The 21,697-nt window shown below is 62.4% G+C and carries 16 protein-coding genes and 1 tRNA gene; 10 read left to right on the top strand and 7 right to left on the bottom strand.

Annotated elements, in window-relative coordinates:
* Nucleotides 1-154: 154 nt before the first annotated feature.
* Nucleotides 155-1,273 carry an alanine dehydrogenase gene (ald, locus tag ABZ728_RS04145; protein ID WP_366654534.1) on the top strand — a complete coding sequence of 373 codons (1,119 nt, stop codon included), beginning with the start codon at nt 155-157 and terminating at the stop codon, nt 1,271-1,273.
* Between the two features lie 250 nt (nt 1,274-1,523).
* Complete coding sequence (mgrA, locus tag ABZ728_RS04150; protein WP_366654535.1) at nt 1,524-2,567, top strand: L-glyceraldehyde 3-phosphate reductase; 1,044 nt, start codon at nt 1,524-1,526, stop codon at nt 2,565-2,567.
* Between the two features lie 62 nt (nt 2,568-2,629).
* On the opposite strand, the gene ABZ728_RS04155 is transcribed toward mgrA, so the two are convergent.
* Complete coding sequence (locus ABZ728_RS04155) at nt 2,630-3,571, bottom strand: nucleoside hydrolase (protein ID WP_366654537.1); 942 nt, start codon at nt 3,569-3,571, stop codon at nt 2,630-2,632.
* Between the two features lie 494 nt (nt 3,572-4,065).
* Between ABZ728_RS04155 and ABZ728_RS04160 the strand changes: the two genes are divergently transcribed.
* The 4 genes from ABZ728_RS04160 to ugpC all read left to right on the top strand — a co-directional run bounded on the left by ABZ728_RS04160 (nt 4,066) and on the right by ugpC (nt 8,757).
* Nucleotides 4,066-5,355 (top strand): ABC transporter substrate-binding protein, encoded by a 1,290-nt coding sequence (locus tag ABZ728_RS04160; protein ID WP_366654538.1) that lies wholly within the window; start codon nt 4,066-4,068, stop codon nt 5,353-5,355.
* 179 nt (nt 5,356-5,534) lie between these two features.
* Nucleotides 5,535-6,608, top strand: a complete 1,074-nt coding sequence (locus tag ABZ728_RS04165) for a sugar ABC transporter permease (RefSeq protein ID WP_366654539.1) — start codon at nt 5,535-5,537, stop codon at nt 6,606-6,608.
* Between the two features lie 3 nt (nt 6,609-6,611).
* Nucleotides 6,612-7,451, top strand: a complete 840-nt coding sequence (locus tag ABZ728_RS04170; protein WP_366654541.1) for a carbohydrate ABC transporter permease — start codon at nt 6,612-6,614, stop codon at nt 7,449-7,451.
* A 166-nt stretch (nt 7,452-7,617) separates the two neighbouring features.
* On the top strand, nt 7,618-8,757 hold the full coding sequence (gene ugpC, locus ABZ728_RS04175; protein ID WP_366654543.1) for a sn-glycerol-3-phosphate ABC transporter ATP-binding protein UgpC: 1,140 nt from the start codon (nt 7,618-7,620) through the stop codon (nt 8,755-8,757).
* Nucleotides 8,758-9,210: 453 nt separating this feature from the next.
* Here the strand turns inward: ugpC and ABZ728_RS04180 are convergent, their stop codons facing one another.
* From ABZ728_RS04180 to lipB, 5 genes are all read right to left on the bottom strand, one after another.
* Nucleotides 9,211-9,999, bottom strand: a complete 789-nt coding sequence (locus ABZ728_RS04180; protein ID WP_366654544.1) for a VOC family protein — start codon at nt 9,997-9,999, stop codon at nt 9,211-9,213.
* 123 nt (nt 10,000-10,122) lie between these two features.
* Complete coding sequence (locus tag ABZ728_RS04185; protein WP_366654545.1) at nt 10,123-13,512, bottom strand: error-prone DNA polymerase; 3,390 nt, start codon at nt 13,510-13,512, stop codon at nt 10,123-10,125.
* Entirely contained in the window at nt 13,509-15,134 is a 1,626-nt protein-coding gene (locus ABZ728_RS04190; RefSeq protein ID WP_366654546.1) for a DNA polymerase Y family protein, read from the bottom strand. Before ABZ728_RS04190 ends, ABZ728_RS04185 begins: the two co-directional genes overlap by 4 nt.
* Before the next feature lie 434 nt (nt 15,135-15,568).
* Nucleotides 15,569-17,194: an NADP-dependent glyceraldehyde-3-phosphate dehydrogenase gene (locus ABZ728_RS04195; RefSeq protein ID WP_366654547.1), complete on the bottom strand. Its 1,626-nt coding sequence runs from the start codon at nt 17,192-17,194 to the stop codon at nt 15,569-15,571.
* A gap of 133 nt (nt 17,195-17,327) precedes the next feature.
* Complete coding sequence (lipB, locus tag ABZ728_RS04200) at nt 17,328-17,993, bottom strand: lipoyl(octanoyl) transferase LipB (protein ID WP_366654548.1); 666 nt, start codon at nt 17,991-17,993, stop codon at nt 17,328-17,330.
* A gap of 169 nt (nt 17,994-18,162) precedes the next feature.
* Between lipB and ABZ728_RS04205 the strand changes: the two genes are divergently transcribed.
* From ABZ728_RS04205 to metZ, 4 genes are all read left to right on the top strand, one after another.
* Nucleotides 18,163-18,250 (top strand) — tRNA-Leu (locus ABZ728_RS04205).
* 96 nt (nt 18,251-18,346) lie between these two features.
* Complete coding sequence (locus ABZ728_RS04210; RefSeq protein ID WP_366654549.1) at nt 18,347-19,198, top strand: ribonuclease HII; 852 nt, start codon at nt 18,347-18,349, stop codon at nt 19,196-19,198.
* Between the two features lie 87 nt (nt 19,199-19,285).
* Nucleotides 19,286-19,750: a hypothetical protein gene (locus ABZ728_RS04215; protein ID WP_366654550.1), complete on the top strand. Its 465-nt coding sequence runs from the start codon at nt 19,286-19,288 to the stop codon at nt 19,748-19,750.
* A gap of 113 nt (nt 19,751-19,863) precedes the next feature.
* Nucleotides 19,864-21,054: an O-succinylhomoserine sulfhydrylase gene (gene metZ / locus ABZ728_RS04220; protein ID WP_366654552.1), complete on the top strand. Its 1,191-nt coding sequence runs from the start codon at nt 19,864-19,866 to the stop codon at nt 21,052-21,054.
* Nucleotides 21,055-21,102: 48 nt separating this feature from the next.
* Here the strand turns inward: metZ and ABZ728_RS04225 are convergent, their stop codons facing one another.
* Nucleotides 21,103-21,525, bottom strand: a complete 423-nt coding sequence (locus ABZ728_RS04225; RefSeq protein ID WP_366654553.1) for an OsmC family protein — start codon at nt 21,523-21,525, stop codon at nt 21,103-21,105.
* Nucleotides 21,526-21,697 lie beyond the last annotated feature (172 nt).

The raw sequence follows: 21,697 nt of genomic DNA on the forward strand, positions 1-21,697 counted from the left end.
CACCCCCCTATCTCCGCTGCCCATTCAGCAAATATTCGCCATAGTCTCTCCAGGAATGGCGCCTTCGGCCTGGCCGGCGGCGCACGCGTAACCGATGCCACGACGGCGATGCTCATCAGCCGCCCGCCAGGCGTCCACGTCCCGGAGAGCCCCTATGCTGGTCGGTGTACCCAAAGAAATTAAATCCCACGAATATCGCGTCGGACTATCTCCGGCGGCGGTTCGCGAATTGTGCGCACGGGGTCACGAGGTCGTGGTCGAGACCGGCGCCGGGGCAGCGATCGATTTCAGCGACGCACAGTATGAATCGGCAGGCGCCCGGTTGGCGCCGAATGCGGGCGCGGTGTTCACCCAAGCCGACATGATCGTGAAGGTGAAAGAACCCCAGCCCGACGAGTGCCGGATGCTGAAGGCTGGCCAGATTCTGTTTACCTATCTGCATCTGGCGCCCGATCCGGTCCAGGCCGGGCTGCTGCGCGACAGCGGCGCCATCGCCATCGCCTATGAGACTGTCACTGACGATCGCGGCGGATTGCCGCTTTTGGCTCCGATGAGTGAAGTGGCCGGCCGAATGTCGATCCAGGCCGGGGCGGCATGCCTGGAGCGTATCCGGGGCGGCCGCGGCGTTTTGCTCGGCGGCGTCCCGGGGGTACCGCCAGCGACAGTAACGGTCATCGGTGGGGGCGTCGTCGGCACCAATGCCGCGCGCATGGCTCTTGGTCTGGGAGCCCGGGTCACCGTCATCGATCGCAGCCTGCCGCGCCTCAAGGAACTCGACGCCCTGTACGGCCCGGCGTTGACGACCGCTTATTCGACGGTCGACGCCATCGATAGCCTCGTCATGGCCTCTGATCTCGTTGTCGGTGCGGTTCTGATACCGGGAGCGGCGGCGCCGAAACTGGTCACCCGCGAAATGGTCAAGGCGATGCGCCCCGGTTCCGTGCTGGTCGATGTCGCCATCGACCAGGGCGGCTGCTTCGAGACGTCACATGCCACGACCCATGACGATCCGTCCTATATCGTCGACGATGTCGTGCATTACTGCGTTGCCAACATGCCCGGGGCCGTGGCCCGAACCTCGACCGTCGCCCTGAACAACGCCACAATCCCGTTCGTTCTCGCCCTTGCTGACAAAGGTGTCCGGCGGGCCCTGTACGAAGATGCGCATCTTTCCGCCGGCCTGAACGTTCACGAAGGGCGGATCACGCACAAAGCCGTGGCGACCGCTCTCGACGCTGACTACACACCGGTCGAAGAGGCCCTGGGTCTTTGAACGGGCACGCCCGGGTGGCCCGGTGCCGCAATACGCCGGACTAACCGATATGGCGCTTGCCATTCGCGACAATGGTCCTCATCGTTGCAGCGTTGACATAGCGTTGCATGCTGCGGAAGTCATGCCAGCGCAAAAACGCTCTCGGCATGCAGGCGGCCCGATCGCTTCGTGCCGAGCACAAACCAGCATTCCGGCTGAGGACCCCGCACAAGAAGGGCTTCCCAGCCGGCCCACGGGATGAGGAATACGAATGAGTTGGACACCTGCGGATGATCGCTATCAATCGATGACCTATCGCCGTTGCGGTCGATCGGGCCTCGACCTGCCCGCTGTCTCATTAGGGCTCTGGCACAATTTCGGCGAGGATACACCGCACGCGACCAAACGCGCGATCTGCCAAACGGCGTTCGATCAGGGGATCACCCATTTCGATCTGGCGAATAATTACGGCCCGCCGGCCGGTTCGGCGGAAACTGCATTCGGCGAAATCCTGCGCACGGATTTTGCCGGCCTGCGCGACGAACTGATCATCTCGACCAAGGCCGGCTATAATATGTGGCCAGGCCCCTATGGCGAATGGGGAAGCCGCAAATACCTGCTGTCGAGCCTCGACCAGAGCCTGAAGCGGATGGGTCTGGACTATGTCGACATTTTCTACTCGCATCGGTTCGATCCGCGCACGCCGCTGGAAGAAACCATGATGGCGCTCGACCATGCCGTCCGATCCGGGCGCGCGCTCTATGTCGGGATTTCCTCGTACAATTCGCAGCGCACGCGCGAGGCACACGCGATCCTCAAGGAACTAGGTACGCCCTGCCTGATCCATCAGCCCAGCTATTCGATGATCAATCGCTGGGTGGAGGATGACGGCCTCCTGGACACGCTGGATGAACTGGGTATCGGATCGATCGCGTTTTCACCGCTCGCGCAGGGCATGCTGACGAACAAATACCTGGGCGGCGTCCCGGAAGAAAGCCGTGCGGCCCAGGGAAAATCGCTTCGCCAGGAATTCCTGAACGAGCAGACGCTGGAGAATATCCGCGCGCTGGACCGGATCGCCCAACGGCGGGGCCAGTCTCTTGCCCAGATGGCGATTGCCTGGGTCCTGCGTCGTGAGCGGGTAACGACTGCACTGATCGGTGCCAGCCGACCCGAACAGGTGATCGACTCGGCCGCGGCTGCAAAAGTGCCGGATTTCACCGACGAGGAACTCGCTGAAATCGATACCTATGCCCGCGACGCTAACGTCAACCTCTGGGCGGCTTCGGCCGAACGCCAAGGCCCCAGACGATAGGATTTCAGTTCGGAACCGAAGAGGCGACACCGAGAACCGGGTCGCCCTTCGGTTGCTGCACGTCAGGGCAGCGTCCGGAACCGCTCCAGCATCAGGTCGAAAAACCGGGGAGCATCCAGCCTGTTGATCACAGTGGCGGTCGCAGGCAGTTTGGTGGCATTCCACCAATCAACGACCGTCATGCCCATCGTCATTTCCGATCCCGTCTCGATCCTGACGTTGCATTCCCTGCCTTTGAAGATGTCTGGCTCAACCAACCATGCGATGACGCAGGGATCGTGAAGCGGGCCGCCGGTTTCGCCGTACCGTTCAAGATCATAGCGCTGGTAGAATTCAATCAGGCCCGCGCCCGCCGCACCAGTACGATTGCCCATGTCCTTCAGCTTTTCAGGCCAATCGACGGGAATAAGTGCCCGATGAGTAACGTCGAGCGGCATCATGGTAATTCGGACGCCCGCCCGGAACACGATGTCTGCGGCGTGCGGGTCGACGTAAATATTGAACTCGGCCGCCGGCGTTATATTGCCGCCCTGAAAAAAGCCACCGCCCATCAGGACGATTTCCTTCAGTCTAGCCGGAAGTTCCGGTTCCCGCGCAAAGGCCGAAGCGATGTTGGTCAGCGGTCCGAGCGGGCACAGTGTGATCGTGCCCTCCGGCGCGGCCATCACGGTCTCTACGATCCAGTCGACCGCGTGCTTGGGCTGCAAGGGCGTCTTCGGGGCCGGCAGATCGGCCCCATCGAGACCACTTTCGCCGTGAATGTGCTCGGCGGTCCGCAGGTCGCGTTTCAGCGGCCTGTCGCATCCACGGAAAACGGGAATGCCGGACCGGCCGGCGAGATCGCAGATCTTGCGTGCATTGATTTCAGCCTTGTCGACGGAAACGTTGCCCGCCACCGCCGAAATCCCGAGCACATCGAGCTCCGGGGACGATAGTGCCAGAAGAATGGCAAAAGCGTCATCCTGGCCCGGATCAGTATCAATGATGATCGGTCGCGCATTCACGGTTTCGGTGTCCCGGCTGAGATTCGAAAGGGGAGCGAATAAAAGGAATCGAAATTGGAGGCAGCATCCTGCCCATGCGCGTAGCATCGGCACGCCCCGTGCGCAAGGCCGCGCGAAAGGTCCCGGCTCACACCATGATCTCTTTATGGCTGCATGGGAGCGGCATTTTACGATTAATGATTGAAATTCGTTCCGGAACGTCCCTAAAGTGTCGCCTGCTGAACAGGTGTCGGCGCAGCTCCGGCTCGTTGACCTCTGGGATGTTCAATCCATTTCATGCCGCAACAGGGGCGGAATGAAATCTAACCTACCAGTTGTTTGCAGTGCAACATAGCCGAAACTGTTATATGCGATCGAATATGTCTAGCGTTTTGCACGTCAGGATCGGCGTTCCGCTTGCGAAATCTCGTACGGGCGATTACCGTTCTTTCCCAATATATGGTGAAGGTGGTTAGTCCGCCCAAATTCTTCGAATACTGCCTTAGGGAGGTACTATGACCAACAGATTCCAGACACTTCTGCTCGCCGCCGGCTCCGTCGCCGCGCTTTCGGGCGGATTCGCGTCCAGCGCCCATGCTCAGGTCGAACTGTCGATCGCATGTGGCGCCGTCGGCATCGAGCTCGAGCTCTGCCGCGAAGGGACCGAGGCCTGGGCCGCGGAAACAGGTAACACGGTCGAGATCGTTTCCACGCCTGACAGCGCGTCCGAGCGACTGGCGCTGTACCAGCAGATTCTCAGTGCCGAGGCGGACGACATCGACGTCTATCAGATCGATGTGATCTGGCCCGGCATTCTCGGCTCTCACTTCGTCGATCTGTCGCAGCACATCGAACAGGACCAGATAGACGAGCATTTCGACGCGATCGTGGAAAACAACACGGTCGACGGTGAAATCGTCGCAATGCCGTGGTTCACCGATGCCGGCGTCCTTTATTACCGCACCGATCTGGCTGAGGAATATGATGTCGAACCGCCGACCACGTGGCAGGAGCTGACCGAAGCCGCCGAGATCATTCAGGCCGGTGAACGCGAAAAGGGCAATGACCGCTTCTGGGGCTATGTCTGGCAGGGCCGCGCCTATGAGGGCCTGACCTGTAATGCGCTGGAGTGGTTCGACAGCTTCAATGGTGGAACGATCGTTGCCGATGATGGCTCGATCACGATCAACAACGACGCCAACCTGGAAGCACTGGAACTCGCCAGTTCCTGGATCGGCACCATATCGCCCAACGGCGTGCTGAATTACATGGAAGAAGACGCCCGCGGTGTGTTCCAGTCCGGCAATGCGGCCTTCATGCGCAACTGGCCCTATGCCTGGGCCCTCGCGCAAAGCGACGACTCCGAAATCCGCGGCAATGTCGGCGTTTTGCCGCTGCCCATGGGTGGCGACGATGGTCAACACACCGGAACGCTGGGCGGCTGGAATCTCGCCGTTTCCCGGTACTCCGACAATACAGCTGAAGCTGCAGATCTCGTCGCTTATCTCGTCAGCATGGAAGAACAGAAACGCCGTGCCATCGTCGGCGGGTATAACCCCACCATCGGCGCTCTCTACGACGACGAAGATGTGCTCGAAGCCAATCCGTTCTTCGGCGAACTCTACGACACCTTCGTGAATGCCGTTGCGCGTCCGTCGGCGGTGACGGCTGGACGTTACAACGAAGTCTCCAGCGCGTTCTACAATGCCGTCCACGACGCCCTGTCCGGCGGTTCAGAGGCGAGTGAAGCCCTGTCGACGGTCGAGGCCGAGTTGCAGCGGATGAGCCGCGGCGGCCGCTGGTAGCACGATCCGCGTATCGGCCCGGTGTCCCTCTCCCGGGACGCCGGGGCGATCGCCATGCCGCGTGCGTCGTTCTCCTCAGAGTTGTCCCTCACTATCCCCGGGGCGACAGAAATCCATTCTACGACTCACGCGTTCTTGCTCTTGTACCGGCGTCGGCACGAATCCGAAGGGACGTCTAAATGACCGTACGCGCATCCAAACTGACGAAAGAGCGGGTACGATCGGCTTGGCTTTTTCTGATACCGATGCTGATCGTTCTTTTGCTGGTGGCCGGCTGGCCGCTCGTTCGTACCTTTACATTGAGTTTCACCGACGCCTCGCTGGGCGCGGACGACCAGTCTCAATTCATCGGGTTCAACAATTATCTTTTCCACGGTCCCAATCTCAATGACTGGGACGACGAGCTGAACGGCTATTTCATTTTCGACCAGGATACCGGCGATGCCATGGTGTATCGGCCAGGGCCCGATCAGTATTTTGATCTGGATACGGACGAGGTTGTCGAGCGGCCCATTGACGACGCCCGGTTCTTCGAATGGCAGGGCGTGCTTGCGGATCAGATGTGGTGGCGCTCGGTCTGGAACACATTCGTATTTACAGTCGCATCGGTCGGACTGGAAGTGATCCTTGGCGTGGCCGTCGCCCTGGTTCTGAACGCGGCGATGCCAGGCCGCGGACTCGTGCGCGCTGCCGCCCTTATTCCCTGGGCCATTCCGACCATCGTGTCCGCCCAGATGTGGGGCTGGATGTTCCACGACCAGTACGGCGTGATTAACGAATTGCTGCTTGGTGCGGGCATCACCACGACGCGGTTGGCGTTTACGGCGGAATCGGCGCTTGCTCTTCCGGCTGTCATCCTGGTGGATGTCTGGAAGACGACACCCTTCCTGGCGCTGCTGACGCTGGCTGCCCTGCAGATGCTGCCGGGAGAAATCTATGAAGCCGGCAAAGTCGACGGGGTCCACCCGGTCAAGATGTTCTTCCGTGTCACCCTGCCGCTGATAAGGCCGGCGCTTCTGGTCGCTGTCATCTTCCGCGCCCTGGACGCTCTCAGAATCTTCGACTTGATCTATGTTCTGACCTCCGGCAGCCGGGATACGATGTCGATGTCGGTCTATGCGCGGCAACAGCTCGTCGATTTCCAGAATGTCGGATACGGCTCCGCCGCATCGACGATGCTGTTTTTGATCATCGCGTGTTTCACGGTCATCTACATCGTCCTCGGGCGGGTGAACTTCGACGAAAGGCGCTGATCGATGAGTTATACAGCACAACGCCGGTGGTTTACGGTCGGCTTCTACCTCCTCGTCGCACTGATCGTTCTTTACACGGTTTTCCCGTTCTACTGGGCGATCGTTTCGTCGCTGAAGTCGGGGTCGGCGCTGTTCAGCGTCGATTTCATCCCGCCGGATCCGGCCTGGTCCAACTACACCTCTGTTTTCCAGGAACAGCCCTTTGCACGCAACATTGCGAATTCCGTGTTCGTTGCGGTGTTGACGGTGGTGATCTCGCTATTCTTCGGCGTTACAGCCGCCTATTCGCTGGGCCGCGTTTATTTCCGGGGGCGTGGGGCTCTGCTCCTGATCGTGCTCGGTGTCTCGATGTTCCCGCAGGTCGCGGTGCTTTCCGGCATGTTTGAGCTGGTCCGGCTGCTTGGCATCTTCAACACACCGTTTGCTCTGATCCTGTCTTACCTGATCTTCACGCTACCATTCACGGTATGGGTGTTGACGACCTTTATGCGGGAACTGCCAAAGGAACTGGAGGAAGCAGCAATTGTCGACGGCGCGACGCCCTGGCAGATCATAACCAAGGTCTTCATGCCGCTTCTGGGACCGGCAATGGCGACGACCGGTCTGCTGGCCTTCATCGTGGCGTGGAACGAATTCCTGTTCGCTCTCACCTTCACGCTGACCAACGACCAGCGAACCGTTCCCGTGGCAATCGCGCTGATCAGCGGTGGCACGCAGTTCGAACTTCCCTGGGGCAACATCATGGCGGCATCGGTTATCGTCACGGTTCCGTTGATCGTCCTCGTGCTGATCTTCCAGAAACGCATCGTTTCCGGCCTGACGGCCGGCGCGGTAAAGGGATAGGGAACATGGCGGGGGGCAGGTACGAGCCGCTCCCCGTGCTGCACTTCGAGAAACCCATGGACCGACCCGCCGGCCGATGTGGCGCCGGTGGCCGGCAGACAGTCAATATCGAGTTCCGGCGAGGCACCCGCCCCAATGTCGGCTCGCCGAGGGAGGAGTAAACCAAATGGCGACGGTCACACTGACGAATGTCCGAAAATCTTTCGGAGAACTGGAAATCATCCAGGGTGTGAACCTGGACATCAAGGATGATGAATTCGTCGTTTTCGTCGGCCCATCGGGCTGTGGTAAATCGACTCTTCTACGGCTGATTGCCGGTCTCGAGGATATTACCTCGGGCGACTTGATGATCGACGACAAGGTCGTCAACGATTTGCCGCCAAGCGAACGCGGCATCGCGATGGTGTTTCAGTCTTATGCGCTGTATCCGCATATGACCGTCGAAGAGAACATCTCGTTCGGCCTGCGCCTTGCAAAGGAGAGCCGCGAGAGCGTCGAAAAAAAGGTAGCCGACGCTGCCCGCGTTCTGCAGCTCGAGCACCTGTTGAAGCGCAAACCCCGGGAGCTTTCGGGTGGTCAGCGGCAGCGGGTCGCCATCGGCCGGGCGATCGTACGTGATCCGAAGGTCTTCCTGTTCGACGAACCACTCTCGAACCTCGACGCGTCATTGCGCGTTCAAATGCGGATCGAGATCGCGCGCCTGCACCAGGAACTGCACGCGACCATGATCTATGTGACCCATGATCAGGTCGAGGCCATGACCCTGGCGGACAAGATCGTCGTTCTGAACAGCGGTCGGGTTGAACAGTTCGGCTCGCCTATGGAACTTTACCATCACCCGGCCAACCTTTTCGTTGCCGGGTTCATCGGTTCGCCGAAAATGAACTTCATTGAAACGTCAGTGTCCGACGTAACGGGTGCCCAGGCGACCGTTCGTTTGCCGGGAGGAAGCTCGATTTCGGTACCGGTTAAAACCGGCCAACTCCGTGTCGATGACAAGGTCACCTTTGGCTATCGACCGGAACATATGTCTGAAGAGGGCCCGGCCGACGCTTATATCAGTGGCCAGGTTTTCGTCGTTGAGCGACTTGGGGGCGAATCCTATTTCTATCTCAAGACCGATGAAGACAATATAATCGTCGTCAAGGCGGCCGGCGACAGCCGGGTGAAAGTCGGCGATACGATCAATGTGGGCCTGCACAAGACTTTGTGCCACCTGTTCGACGAGAACGGCGATGCCGTGGAGAAGACCACGCGCAACGCGATGGCCGATACGACACGACGGGAAGTTCCGGAATCCGTCTAACCCGTCATCCCCGGATTTCGAGACAGCCCCCGGAACGATCCCTTACGGGATTCACAAATTGTCGGTGCAGCGCGAACTGTACTTGTCTAGCCGAAATCCGCTTCCTATCCCTTCCCCGGAAACGCGAAGTGTTGTCTGGGGTCCACACGCACCGCGAGAGCGGTGATGGTGTGGGCCCCGGCTCGGCGCCGCGTCACTTCGTGCCGCAGCGCGTCCGGGGCAGGGGTTTCTTGTTGCGATGTCAGTTCTTTATTCCCTCCCCGGAAACGCCAAGCGTTGTCCGGGGTCAACACGCGCCGCGAGAGCGTTGACAGTATGGGCCCCGGCCTTGCTGCGCACCATTTCATGGTGCGTCGCGTCCCGGGCGGGGGAATGCTTTGGGCGCTGTCCCCTTGTCCATTCGCCAGGAAACGAGAAAGCGCCCGGGACGATCAGTGGGGCGAGGCGACCCTTCTATTTTTTGAGCGGTCCGACCAGTCCCACAACGCTGCCCTCGGGATCGAGAACATGAATTATCCACGAGCCGCCGGGAACCTCATGCGGTCCGGCAATGACCGTCCCACCGCCGCTCTTGGCGCGTTCTGCGGCTGCCTCGATACCATCAACGATGAAATAATATTGCCAGAACGCTGCCGGCACTGCCTCAGGCCGTTTCATCATGCCGCCAAGGGATTGTCCCCCGGCGTCGTCGGATGCGGCAAATAGCTGATAAGGGCCCATTTCACCCATGTCGACAGCGTCGGCCTTCGTCCAGCCGAACAGGTTCGAATAATAGTCGAATGCCTGATTCAGATCATCGGCGCACAGTTCGTTCCAACCGGGGTATCCGGGCAGCATTGCGTCCGGCGCACCCTGATCGGTTTCACTGACCGGTTTGAGCAGGCTGAATACGGCACCGTGGGGATCGGCGACAACGGCAAAGCGGCCGACCGATGGAATATCCCGGGGTTTGACGTGAACCTGTCCACCCGTTCCGGCGATGCGATCGGCACAGGCATCCACGTCATCGACCGCGATATAGCCGATCCAGCCCGGCCTTGCGCCATGGTCACGGGCCTCCGTTGTCAAGGGCATCATGCCGGCAATCTCGGTATCTCCGGCGGTAAATAGTGTATAGTCGCCATCGGGCATGCTGGCATCTTTGGCTTTCCAGCCGATGAGATCGCAATAAAATTTCTCGGCCGCAGCCATATTGTTCGTCATGAGTTCGCGCCAGACGAATCGACCGTGCATGGATGACATATCGCTTTCCTCCCAGAACATTTGCCGCAATCGGCGACCGGAACCGGCCCATTCATTCCGGTGATGGTATAATAAAGTTGATATCAACTTGCCTCATGAGCGTCAATTGGGGCCTTCGGGGCATTACCGGAAGTTCCGCGGCTTGGCCAAGCTGCGGCCAATATCCCGCTGGCGCCGGCTTTCTTCCCGAACCTCGTCGACTTCCCGGTGTTCCCTTCGCCCGGGTTCTTCTCGCCCGTCATCCCCTCGCCGGTCGTTGTCCCGAGCGGTTCGACGATCTGCCTGCGGGTGCTTGACTTCGTCCGCGCGCGCCAACGCCCCCGACCAGATTGCCCCGGACCAGATCGGATGACGGTCGATGTCGTCTTCGGTCAGGATACCGAGCAGGGATGACAGATCGGTCAGCCGTTCGGCCCGGACATGAATGACCTCGCCGCTTGCGCCGCCCACGCCGACCGGCCGCTCGACCCGGCCGTCGACGGCAAGCAGACGTGCGCCCAAAATGACGGCACGGAAATGTTCGAACACCGGCGGCAATACCACGAGATTGGCAACGCCGGTTTCATCTTCGATCGTGATGAACAACACGCCTCTGGCGCTTCCGGGCCGTTGCCGGACCAGCACCAGCCCTGCACCACGAAACGGCTGCCCGTGCCGACACGATATCAGATCGCTTGATTGCCGGTATCCGCGCGCGGACAGCACGGGCCGCAACAATCCCACCGGATGATCCTTCAGGCTCAGTGACATGGCCGCATAATCGTCGACAACATGTTGGCCCCGCGACATGACCGGCAGCAGGGCCGGGGTCGAAGGATCCGGGGCATCGTCGGCAATACCGTCGAAAAGCGGCAGGGGTTTATCCTTCAGCCCCTTTACCGCCCAATAGGCTGATCGGCGGTCCATTCCCATCGATCGGAAGGCGTCGGCGTGCGCCAGTATCTCCAACCCACCGGCCTGAAGATCGGCGCGGCGCCACAAATCCGCCGGATCCACGAACGCACCGCCCCGGGCCCGGGCGGCGGTCAGCCGATCGGCCGGAGACCGTCCGAAACCGCCGATCTGACGCAGCCCGAGACGCAGCGCCCATCCCGGCGGCTCCTCCTCTGATCCGCCGGCCGTTCGCTCCGGGACCCGCTCCAGGCTGCAATCCCAGTCCGACGCGTTGACGTCCGGGGCCCGCACCTCAACCCCATGCTCGCGGGCATCGCGAACGATCTGGGCGGGCGCATAGAACCCCATGGGCTGGCTGTTGAGCAAGGCGGCGGCGAAGACATCGGGATAGAAGCATTTGATCCAGGCGGAAACATAGACCAACAACGCAAAGCTGGCCGCGTGGCTTTCGGGAAATCCATAGGTGCCGAAGCCTTCGATCTGATTGAAGCACCGCTCGGCGAACGCGGCGTCGTAGCCTCGGGCGGCCATGCCGTCGATCATCATCTCGCGGAACTTATGGATATCACCGTTCTTGCGGAACGTCGCCATGGCGCGCCGCAACCGATCCGCCTCGGACGGCGTGAACCCCGCCCCGACGATGGCGATCTTCATGGCCTGTTCCTGAAACAGGGGAATGCCCAGCGTTTTCTCCAGGACCGGTCTCAGCGCCCCTTCGGGATAGTCGATCCGTTCCTCGCCCGCCCGGCGGCGCAGATAGGGATGAACCATGTCACCCTGGATGGGACCGGGCCGGACGATGGCGACCTCGATCACCAGGTCGTAGAAGCAGCGCGGCTTCAAGCGCGGCAGCATCGCCATCTGCGCCCGGCTTTCGACCTGAAAGACACCCAGACTGTCGGCATGGCACAGCATGTCGTAGACCGCCGGTTCCTCCGCCGGCACCGACGCCAGGGTGATATCGCGGCCATAATGGTCGCGGATCAGGTCGAAAGCCCGGCGGATGCAGGACAGCATGCCCAGCGCCAGGATATCGACCTTCATCAGGCCCAGAGCATCGAGATCGTCCTTGTCCCACTGGATGACGGTGCGGTCCGCCATGGCGGCGTTTTCGATCGGCACCAGTTCCGACAGCGGTCCCCGGCTGATCACAAGTCCGCCGACATGCTGCGAGAGATGGCGCGGGAAGCCGATGAGGGTGCGGACGATATCCACCGTCATGGCGACCGTCGGATCGCCAGGATCCAGACCCGCCCGCTTGACCGCCTCCTCGTCCAGGCCGTCGTCGCTCCACCCCCATATGGTTTCCGCCAGACGGCCGACAGCGTCGAGCGACAATCCCATGGCCTTGCCAACGTCGCGGACGGCGCCACGCGGACGGTAATGGATGACGGTCGCCGTCATGCCCGCGCGGTCGCGGCCGTATTTTTCGTAGACATACTGGATGACTTCTTCCCGGCGCTCATGCTCGAAATCGATATCGATATCGGGCGGCTCGTTGCGCTCGGCCGAGACGAAACGCTCGAACAGAAGATCGGCCCGCGCCGGATCGACGGCGGTGATGCCAAGCACATAGCAGACGGCCGAATTGGCGGCCGATCCACGCCCCTGGCACAGGATGCCCCGCTCTCTTGCATACCGGACAATGTCATATACCGTAAGGAAATAGGGCGCATAGTTAAGAGACTGGATGAGCTCCAGTTCATAGCACAGACGCTCGGCAACGCCGTCGGGCACAGTACCGTCGTAGCGGCGATCGGCCCCTTCCCAGGTGGTCCGCACCAGGGTCTGCTGGGCAGTCTCGCCCGGCGTCATGATCTCCTCGGGATATTCATAGCGCAGTTCGTCGAGCGAGAACCGGCAGGCGGCGGCGATCTCCGCCGTGCGGGCGATGGCATCGGGGTATCGCCGAAACAGCCGGGACATCTCCGCCGGCGCCTTCAGATGACGTTCGGCATTGGCCGCAAGACGCCAGCCTGCATTGCCGATGGTGCAGCCATGCCGGATGCAGGTCAGAACGTCCTGAACGATACGGCGGCCGGGATGGTGATAGAGAATGTCGTTGGTGGCGACCATCGGAACGCCCAGCCGCCGGGAGAGCGTGTTCAACCTGAACAGCCGCGCGGCATCGTCGCCGCCGTAACGGTGGCTCGCCGCCAAAAACAACGGCGGCCCGAAGCGATCCCGGCAATCCGCCAGCACCGTCTCGAACGCGGCGAGATCGGCCGTCCGGTCGGGTGGGACGGCGATCAGGATCTGCCCCTGCCGCGCGGCGTCGATATCCGCCATCGTCAGGCGGCACGTGCCCTTTTCGGCCCGTCGGCGACCGGTGGTAATCAGTTGGGACAATTGGCCATAGGCGGCCCGGTCGGTCGGCAGGCAGACAAGCGGCGGCCCGTCGACCGGATCCAGCCGGGCGCCGACAATCAGGCGGACGCCATGGTCCCGGGCGGCGACATGGGCGCGCACGACCCCGGCCAGCGACGCCCGGTCGGTGATCGCCACCGCCTGCAGCCCCAATGCAGCGGCGGCAAGCACCAGTTCTTCCGGATGGGACCCGCCCTCCAGAAACGAGAAATTGCTGGTCACCTGAAGTTCGGCGTAAACCGGCGCGCTCATGCGAACATTCCGTGCAGAAACCAGGCCGGTGCGGGGGCATCCGGCGCATAGAGCCCTTGGCGGAACAGCCAGTAGCGGCGGCCCTCCTGATCCTCGACGCGGTAATAGTCGCGGACCGGCTCCGGCTTATCCCGAACCGCGTCAGGGTCGGGGTCGGAGTCGGGGTCGGGGTCGGGATTGCTGCATCGCCACCATTCGGGCTCGATCCGCTCCGGCCCGTCGGCATGCCGAACCCGATGGACATCGCCGCGCCACCGGAACATGACCGGCGGATCGTCGGGGATCGGGGCAATCGCCTCCACCGGTTCCGGCATCGCCAGCAGCCGAACGGGGCGCATCCGGTCCGGCGGCCAGGACGCCGTGCCGGATACGCCGTCACCGGGCCGAAGCACCGGCGGCGCCCGGACGGCGCTGCGTTCGGGGACATGGCTTTCCCGCATCGCCGGGCACCACACGGCGGCCGAGCCGAGCCGGTTGATCAGCCTGTCCACCAGCACATCCAGCGCCTCGCCCCCGGTTCGTTGCGCCGATCCCTCGTGCAGATCGCGCTGAACGGGCTGCAGGGCGTCAACCTGCCCGGCCGACAGCACCATGGCCTCGATACCGAAACCGACATCCAGCCCGTCGATGGAATCGGCGAACAGCCGGGCCAGATGGCGCGGATCGCGGCTGGCGCGCGCAGTTCCGATGGTGCGGCGTTCGACACCGCCGTCGATCCGGTAAAAGGCGATCTCCAGACGCCGCGCGCCCTGCCCGTCGCGCTCCAGCCCCGCGCACAAGCCGTCGAGCAGGCGCTCCAGTGCCGCCTGAACATCCTCGGTACGGCCGATCGGCTCGGCAAACGCCATACGCACCAGACGCGGCGGCACCGGCCGGCGCGGGCTGATGGGATCGTCATGACGGCCGAGCGCGCGGTCCAGCCGGTCGAGCAGCCCCTGCCCGAAACGCCGGACCAGAGCCGCGCGCGGCATGACATAAAGATCGCCGATCCGGCGCAGCCCCAGGCGATGAAGACCTTCAAGCGTCCGAGACTCCAGCCCCAACCCCGCGAGATCGACCGGCCCCAGTGCGGCGGCGGTTTCGCCGGGCGGCACGATCGCCTCGGCCACCGGACGGGCCGGATCGGACCAGGCATTCGCGCCATGAGTCGCAAGCGCCCAGGCCGCGCCGGGCGTATCGGCCATGGTCAGGCGGGCATCATGACCGATATCGGCCAGCCGGTGCAGAACGTCGCGGCCAAGCGCAACCTCGCCCCCGAACAGATGGGTACAGCCGGTGACGTCGATCACCAGTCCTTCCGGCGGCCGGGCGGCGACCCAGGGGCTGTACCGCCCGCACCAATCGGCGAGCCGGTCCAGCGCCCGGGCGTCATCGACCGGATCCGCCGGCCGCGCCGCCAGTTCGGGAATGCGGGCGCGCGCATCGGCCACACTCTCCCCCGGCGCGATGCCGCAAAGGGCCGCCGCCGGATCGACCCGATAGAGCCGCGCCACACCCCGCTCCATGACGTAAAGAACGCGCGGCGGCGCCTGCCCCGCCGTTCCCGAGGCTCCGGAGTCGCCGTACGCACGCTCGACCGCAAAATACGGCATGAAAATCGCCAGATATCGCCGAACCGGCATGGTCGAACCCACTGCTCCCGCACACTGCTCACGCCTGATTGTTCTTGTTATGTTCTAGTTTCGGCGGCGTGCTGAGTCAATCGGGAACGGAGCCCGGGCCGTGTTTCGGCCGCGTGAAGTTGCTGCACGCGATCCCGGGTCAGCAACGCGTCACTTTCGTGCCGCGCTGCGCCCGGGAATTGGAGAAGGTGGAAATCACCCGGCCACCCCCTCCTTCCTCCGCCCCGGAAGCGCGAAGCGCTGTCCGGGGTCCACACGCGCTGGACGAGCCCGGTCCGCGTTTCCCCCCGGGAAGTTACTGCACCAGATCCCGGGTCTGCAGCGCGTCACTTCGTGGCCGCGCTGCGCCCGGGAATTGGAGTGGGTGGGACCCCGACCCGCATGAGCCCGGCTCGCGCTTCGACCCGGGAATGGGCGCGGGTGGTATCGGTCGATCAGAAAATGAAGCGCGTGCTGATGAACTTCGACCGGTTGTTGGTAACGATATCGTCCAGGATGCGCCGGTTTTCATCCGTGGCTTTCGCGGCGATCATCGACCGGATCGAGAACGACCGCAGTGCATCGGTCACCGACAGGGTACCCTCGGCGGAATCCTTGCGTCCGGCGAACGGGAAGACGTCGGGGCCGCGCTGGCACTGGGAATTGATGTTCACCCGGCAAACCTGGTTGACCAGAGGGTCGGCCAGGGCGCCGATCTGGCCCGGATCGCTGCCGAAGATGCTGACCTGCTGGCCGTGGTCCGACGTGATAACATACTCCAGCGCCGTTTCGATGTCGTCGAACGGCGTAATGGGAATGACCGGCCCGAACTGCTCCTCGCGGTAGAGTTTCATCCCCTCCTTCACCGGGTAGACAACGGCCGGATAGAACAGGGTCTCGGCCCCCTCGCCGCCATCTTCATTCATGACCGCCGCCCCTTGCGCCTTGGCGTCTTCGACGAACTCGGTCATGGCGCCGACTTTCGGAGCATCCGGCAACGGTGTGATGGTCACCTTTTCGTCCCAGGGCATGCCGACTTTCAGTTTGCTCAGCGCTTCGCTGAACTTCTTCACGAAAGTGTCGGCGATCGACCGATGGACCAGCAGCATCTTGAGCGCCGTACACCGCTGGCCGTTGAACGACAGAGCGCCCAGCAGGCATTCCTTGACCGCCAGATCGATGTCCGCATCGGGCATGACGATGGCAGCGTTCTTGGCATCGAGGCCGAGAATCGCGCGCAGGCGGTGGGCCTTCGGGTGCTGCTTTTTCAGATGGTCGGCTACCTTGCTGGAGCCGATCAGCGTCAGAACATTGATCTTGCCGGTATTCAGCAGCTTCGGCACGACGACCGCGCCCCGGCCATAGACGGTATTGACCACGCCCTTGGGGAAGGAATTGCGGAATGCCTCCAGCAGCGGGGCAAACAGCAGGCAACCGAAACGCGGCGGCTTGAAGACCACCGTATTACCCATGATTAGCGCCGGAATCAGTGTCGCGAAGGTCTCGTTCAGCGGATAGTTGTAGGGGCCCATGCAGAGAACGACACCCAGCGGCGTCCGGCGAATCTGGCCGATCGTGCCTTCCACGACGGTAAATCGCGAATGTTCGTTGTCCACAGTGCGCAACGCGTCGATCGTCGCTTCGATGTAATCGACGGTGCGGTCGAATTCCTTTTGTGAGTCCGTCAGGCTCTTGCCGATCTCCCACATGATCAGGCGGACGACCTCTTCGCGGCGCTGAGCCATCTGCCGAACGAATTCCTGCATGCAGGCGATTCGCTCCCCTGCGGTCATGGTCGGCCACTCGCCCCGGCCGTCGCGATAAGCGGCGACGGCTGCCTCCAGCGCTTCCTCGGCTTCTTCCTCGCCACCCAGCGGATAACTGCCGATCTCCATCTCGGCCAGCGACCCGTCTTCGTTGCGAAGGCGAATCGGGGAAATCACGGTATGGCATTTGCCGTCCCAGGACTTGAACTCGCCGTTGACGAGAATTCGGCGCTCGTGCACCGGTTCAGGCAGCCGGTGCTGATCCGGAATATCCTGCATCGTCGGGTATAATGCCTTGAGCTGTTCGGCCTTCATTGGTTCCTCCTGTCCGTGGGGTTTCCGAGTCGTGCCTCGGCGGCATTCGCCGTTTTATTATCGTATTTGCCGCAACTCGCCAAAGGGTTGTTTTGCAGCCCTGACATTCTCCTGCAGAAAATACGGCAAAACCTCAACCGTGGCCAAATGTCTCTTGCCATGATTCCTTCAGTGCCATGTCCACGTCGCTCATCGTCACGGGCCGACCGAGATCGACGAGGCTGGTAACACCGTGTTCGCGAATGCCGCACGGCACGATGCCGTCGAAATGGCCGAGGTCCGGATCTACGTTGATCGCCACGCCGTGAAACGCCACCCAGTGGCGAACGCGGACACCAATGGCGGCGATCTTGTCCTCGCGCCCCGGCATCCCGCCCTCGCGCCCGCGATCGACCCAGATGCCGACCCGACCGGCCCGGCGTTCGCCCGCCACGTTGAACCGATCCAGGGTGGCGATCACCCATGCTTCCAGGTCGTGGATATAGCGCCGAATGTCCGGCCCGCGGCGGCGGAGATCGACCATCGCATAGGCAACGCGCTGCCCCGGCCCGTGATAGGTGAACTGACCGCCCCGCCCGCTCTTGAATACCGGGAATCGCGCGCCCTCAAGCAGGTCCTCGTCCCGAGCGCTGGTCCCCGCCGTGTAGAGCGGCGGATGCTCCAGCAGCCAGACAAGATCACCCGCTTCACCCCGGGCGATCGCCGCCACCCGATCCTCCATGAAGGCCATGGCGTCTGGATAGGCAACGGGAGCCTCGGAGATCAGCCATTCGGGACCGTCGGAAAAAGAATTCTGCATTGGTGCATCGTGCCGCTTGAACCTCGTCATGGGTTTTGGTATTCCCCCCTTGGCTTCGGTGCAAGAAATCTTGCCAACCGACGCTCCGGCCCCGATCAAGGCGAAACATCATATGGTGAGGCATCATATGACGATGAACCAGGATAGGGGGCGTGCCAAAAGTGATGATGCGGTCGTGGCGGAACTGGTAGACGCGCAGCGTTGAGGTCGCTGTGGGCGATGAGCCCGTGGAAGTTCGAGTCTTCTCGACCGCACCACTTTCGGAAGCAATGAAAGTACCTCAAAAAAAATCTCCCGCCTCAGCCGGTAGCGGTAACACGGGGCCCGATCGTTCTCTGGAGCATGGGCTTTCGATGCCTGTCGCCGGTGTCGACGAAGCAGGCTGCGCGCCCCTAGCCGGCCCCGTCGTGGCCGCCGCCGTGATCCTGCCGCCCGGGGCCGAAGTCGAGCCGGATCTCGCCGGACTGACGGACAGCAAGATGCTGGGCAAAGCCGCGCGTGAGCGCCTTTACGCCGTGATCCGGTCAATCGGCATGGTTGGCGTCGGCGCCGCCAGCGTTGCGGAAATCGAAACGCTGAACATCCGCCGCGCCGATATGCTTGCCATGAGCCGCGCCGTCGCCGCATTGCCCACCAGACCGGGTCACCTGCTGGTCGACGGCAACGCTGCGCCCGTGACGGACATTCCGGTGACGACGATCGTCGGCGGCGACCGTCGCTGCCTGTCGATATCGGCGGCATCGGTGGTCGCAAAGGTCACCCGCGATCACATCATGTCCGGCCTTGCCATCCGTCATCCGGGCTACGGCTGGGAACGCAATGCCGGATATCCGGCTCCCGACCACTACATCGCCCTGCTCAGGCAGGGGATAACCGCACACCACCGGCGGACATTCACCCCCCTTACCGAGGTAGACGTCACCGGGCGTCCGACCTTCGGCGAGCGCGCGCCGGTCGCCGAAGCGGGATTGGAACTCATCTTCCTTCGCCGCGACCTGACGGCAGCCGTCATTGCCGGAACCAACACCGTCGTCGCCGTTTTCCAATGCCGTTCGGGCGCGTGGATCGGGCGCCGTGCAACCAGCGCCGCAGCAGGGGACGCCACCATACCCGCGCACCTGCTGAAACTATGCAACACCACGCTCGACGCCATGACGCCGGCCGCCGTGATCGAGGTCCTGAATGTTGCCGCCCGCGTCGGTTAACGATCGGTTAACTTCAATTCCATAGCGTCCAAAGGATTGTCATGTGATCTGCTCTGTTCCGGGGCCGGATCTCGGGGGAAACGTCCGATGCCGCGCGAAATTCGCTATATCCTGTTCGAGCAGGCCGAAATCGCCCGCGCGATCGCCGACTGGCGGCGTATGGACGGCAAACCATTGGCACTGGCTTCGATTTTCAGCGTCACTGTCAGCGTCCGCGAAGGGTCCGACAGCCTGGAGGCCATCTATCGCGTCGGCGACCACGCGAAGGCACAGGGGTCGATCTCCGAGCACAGGATTTCAGAATACGATCTAACCGTCGCCATCCTTGCCTGGTGCCGGCAGAACGGCGTCCCCCTGCCCCGCCGATCGGCGAAACGCCTGGAGCCGCTTGGCGATTCGATCGCATTGCTGGTCACGAACTTCCAGACGGATCGCGACCCGGATGTTCGCCAGGAGCGGGTATTGTACGACGACCCCAAGCTTGATGCCGTCCGGCGGCGCCTCGGCACCGGCAAGCGCGGTATTGACCGCGACCCGTCTATCGGCCGATAAACAGTCCCGGCACCACACGGGCGGCCTTCTTTCCGATTGCCGCCCGGACGGCTGCCACAACAGGCAGCGACCATCGCCCTTCCGCTTCTGCTTCCAATCCGAGGATATTCTTCGTGGCCCGGTCAAAAGACGTCAGTTCACTTCGCCCCCAGACGCGTCTGGTCCGTGGCGGCACACTCCGATCTGCTTTCGACGAAACCTCCGAAGCGATCTATATGACGTCCGGCTATGTCTATGAATCGGCCGAGGAAGCTGAAGCCGCCTTCAAGGGCGACAAGGCGCGATTCGTCTATTCGCGCTATGCGAACCCGACGGTATCGATGCTGGAGGAGCGCCTTTGCCTGATGGAGGGCGCCGAAGCCTGCCGGGTGACGTCCAGCGGCATGGCGGCCGTTTTCGCCGCGCTGATGTCCCAGCTCAAGGCCGGCGACAGGATCGTGTCGTCGCGGGCGCTGTTCGGGTCGTGCCTGTACATCGTCAACGACATCCTGCCCCGCTTCGGCGTGCGGTCGGAACTGGTCGACGGCACCGACATGCAGCAATGGGAACAGGCACTGGCCGAACCGGCCGACGTCGTCTTTCTTGAGACGCCCAGCAATCCGAACCTCGACATCATCGACCTGCAGCGCGTCTGTGACCTTGCGCACGCCGCCGGTGCCCGTGTCGTCGTCGACAATGTATTCGCCACGCCCATACTGCAGAAGCCAATGACGTTCGGGGCCGATATCGTCGTTTATTCGGCCACCAAGCACATTGACGGCCAGGGACGATGCCTTGGCGGTGCCGTGCTGTGCTCAGAGGAATTCTGCGCCGATTACCTGGTTAATTTCCTGCGCCATACCGGCCCGTCGCTGAGTCCGTTCAATGCCTGGGTGATGCTCAAGGGGCTGGAGACGCTGGATCTGCGCGTCCGCCGGCATTGCGAAAATGCCGACCGCATTGCACGCAAGATCGAATCCGAGCGACCGGACGTCAAGGTGATCTATCCGGGCCTTGGCAGCCATCCGCAGCATGAACTGGCGATGGCCCAGATGTCCGGCTCCGGCGGTCCCATGATAGCACTCGACCTGCCCGGGGGCCGCAAGCAGGCGTTCCAGTTCCTCAATTCGCTGTCCCTTGCGGATATCTCCAACAATCTCGGCGATGCCAAGACCCTGGCGACGCATCCGGCGACCACGACGCATCAGCGGCTGACGGACGACGAGCGCGAGAGGCTGGGCATCACACCGGGCATGGTCAGGATTTCCATCGGGCTGGAAGATGCCGACGACCTGCTGGACGACTTCCTGTCGGCACTGGGATGAGGATGATCGCCCGCCGGGCACCAGGCCCGGCGCCCGCCGCGCTGCAGTTCACGTATCGTCTTCAACGATGCGCACGCTGTGGGTGATCTCGGCCATCGCGCCCAGCATGATACTGGCCGAGCAGTATTTATCAGCCGACAGAGATACCGCCCGCTCGACCTTTGCCAATGACAGGTTCCGGCCGGTCACGACGAATTCGGCATGGATCCGGGTGAATACCTTCGGATCGCTTTCGGCCCGTTCGGCCTCGATTTCGACGTGGCAATCGGTCACCCGCTCGCGGCCCTTGCGCAGAATGTTGATGACATCGAAGCTTGTGCATCCTCCCATCCCGAGCAACAGCATTTCCATCGGCCTGGCGCCCATGTTCCGGCCGCCGGATGCCGGGGCGCCGTCCATGACGATCGCATGACCGCTTTCGGTCTCGCCGACGAACATGACGCCGTCGACCCATTTGACTTGGGCTTTCACTCTCATTCCTCCGTAATGCTGAGAAGGCTGTTTCGTTATCGACACCCGATTACGGGGTTCAGACCCAAGCATAACCGGAATGCCACGGCTGCTGCGAGCATGACGGCACTTTCCCTGCAGCCCGCCTGCCCCGAGAGCGGAGCCGGGACCGGGACCGGGGCCGGAGGCGACA

Origin of the sequence: Fodinicurvata sp. EGI_FJ10296, assembly GCF_040712075.1 — a bacterium.
In the GTDB taxonomy this organism is placed as follows: Bacteria; Pseudomonadota; Alphaproteobacteria; order DSM-16000; family Inquilinaceae; genus JBFCVL01.

Excerpts from the sequence above, each read along its gene's own strand:
- ald (WP_366654534.1), top strand. The coding sequence starts at position 155 with ATGCTGGTCGGTGTACCCAAAGAAATTAAATCCCACGAATATCGCGTC.
- mgrA (WP_366654535.1), top strand. The coding sequence starts at position 1,524 with ATGAGTTGGACACCTGCGGATGATCGCTATCAATCGATGACCTATCGC.
- ABZ728_RS04160 (WP_366654538.1), top strand. The coding sequence starts at position 4,066 with ATGACCAACAGATTCCAGACACTTCTGCTCGCCGCCGGCTCCGTCGCC.
- ABZ728_RS04165 (WP_366654539.1), top strand. The coding sequence starts at position 5,535 with ATGACCGTACGCGCATCCAAACTGACGAAAGAGCGGGTACGATCGGCT.
- ABZ728_RS04170 (WP_366654541.1), top strand. The coding sequence starts at position 6,612 with ATGAGTTATACAGCACAACGCCGGTGGTTTACGGTCGGCTTCTACCTC.
- ugpC (WP_366654543.1), top strand. The coding sequence starts at position 7,618 with ATGGCGACGGTCACACTGACGAATGTCCGAAAATCTTTCGGAGAACTG.
- ABZ728_RS04180 (WP_366654544.1), bottom strand. The coding sequence starts at position 9,999 with ATGTCATCCATGCACGGTCGATTCGTCTGGCGCGAACTCATGACGAAC.
- ABZ728_RS04185 (WP_366654545.1), bottom strand. The coding sequence starts at position 13,512 with ATGAGCGCGCCGGTTTACGCCGAACTTCAGGTGACCAGCAATTTCTCG.
- ABZ728_RS04190 (WP_366654546.1), bottom strand. The coding sequence starts at position 15,134 with ATGCCGGTTCGGCGATATCTGGCGATTTTCATGCCGTATTTTGCGGTC.
- ABZ728_RS04195 (WP_366654547.1), bottom strand. The coding sequence starts at position 17,194 with ATGAAGGCCGAACAGCTCAAGGCATTATACCCGACGATGCAGGATATT.
- lipB (WP_366654548.1), bottom strand. The coding sequence starts at position 17,993 with ATGCAGAATTCTTTTTCCGACGGTCCCGAATGGCTGATCTCCGAGGCT.
- ABZ728_RS04210 (WP_366654549.1), top strand. The coding sequence starts at position 18,347 with ATGCCTGTCGCCGGTGTCGACGAAGCAGGCTGCGCGCCCCTAGCCGGC.
- ABZ728_RS04215 (WP_366654550.1), top strand. The coding sequence starts at position 19,286 with ATGCCGCGCGAAATTCGCTATATCCTGTTCGAGCAGGCCGAAATCGCC.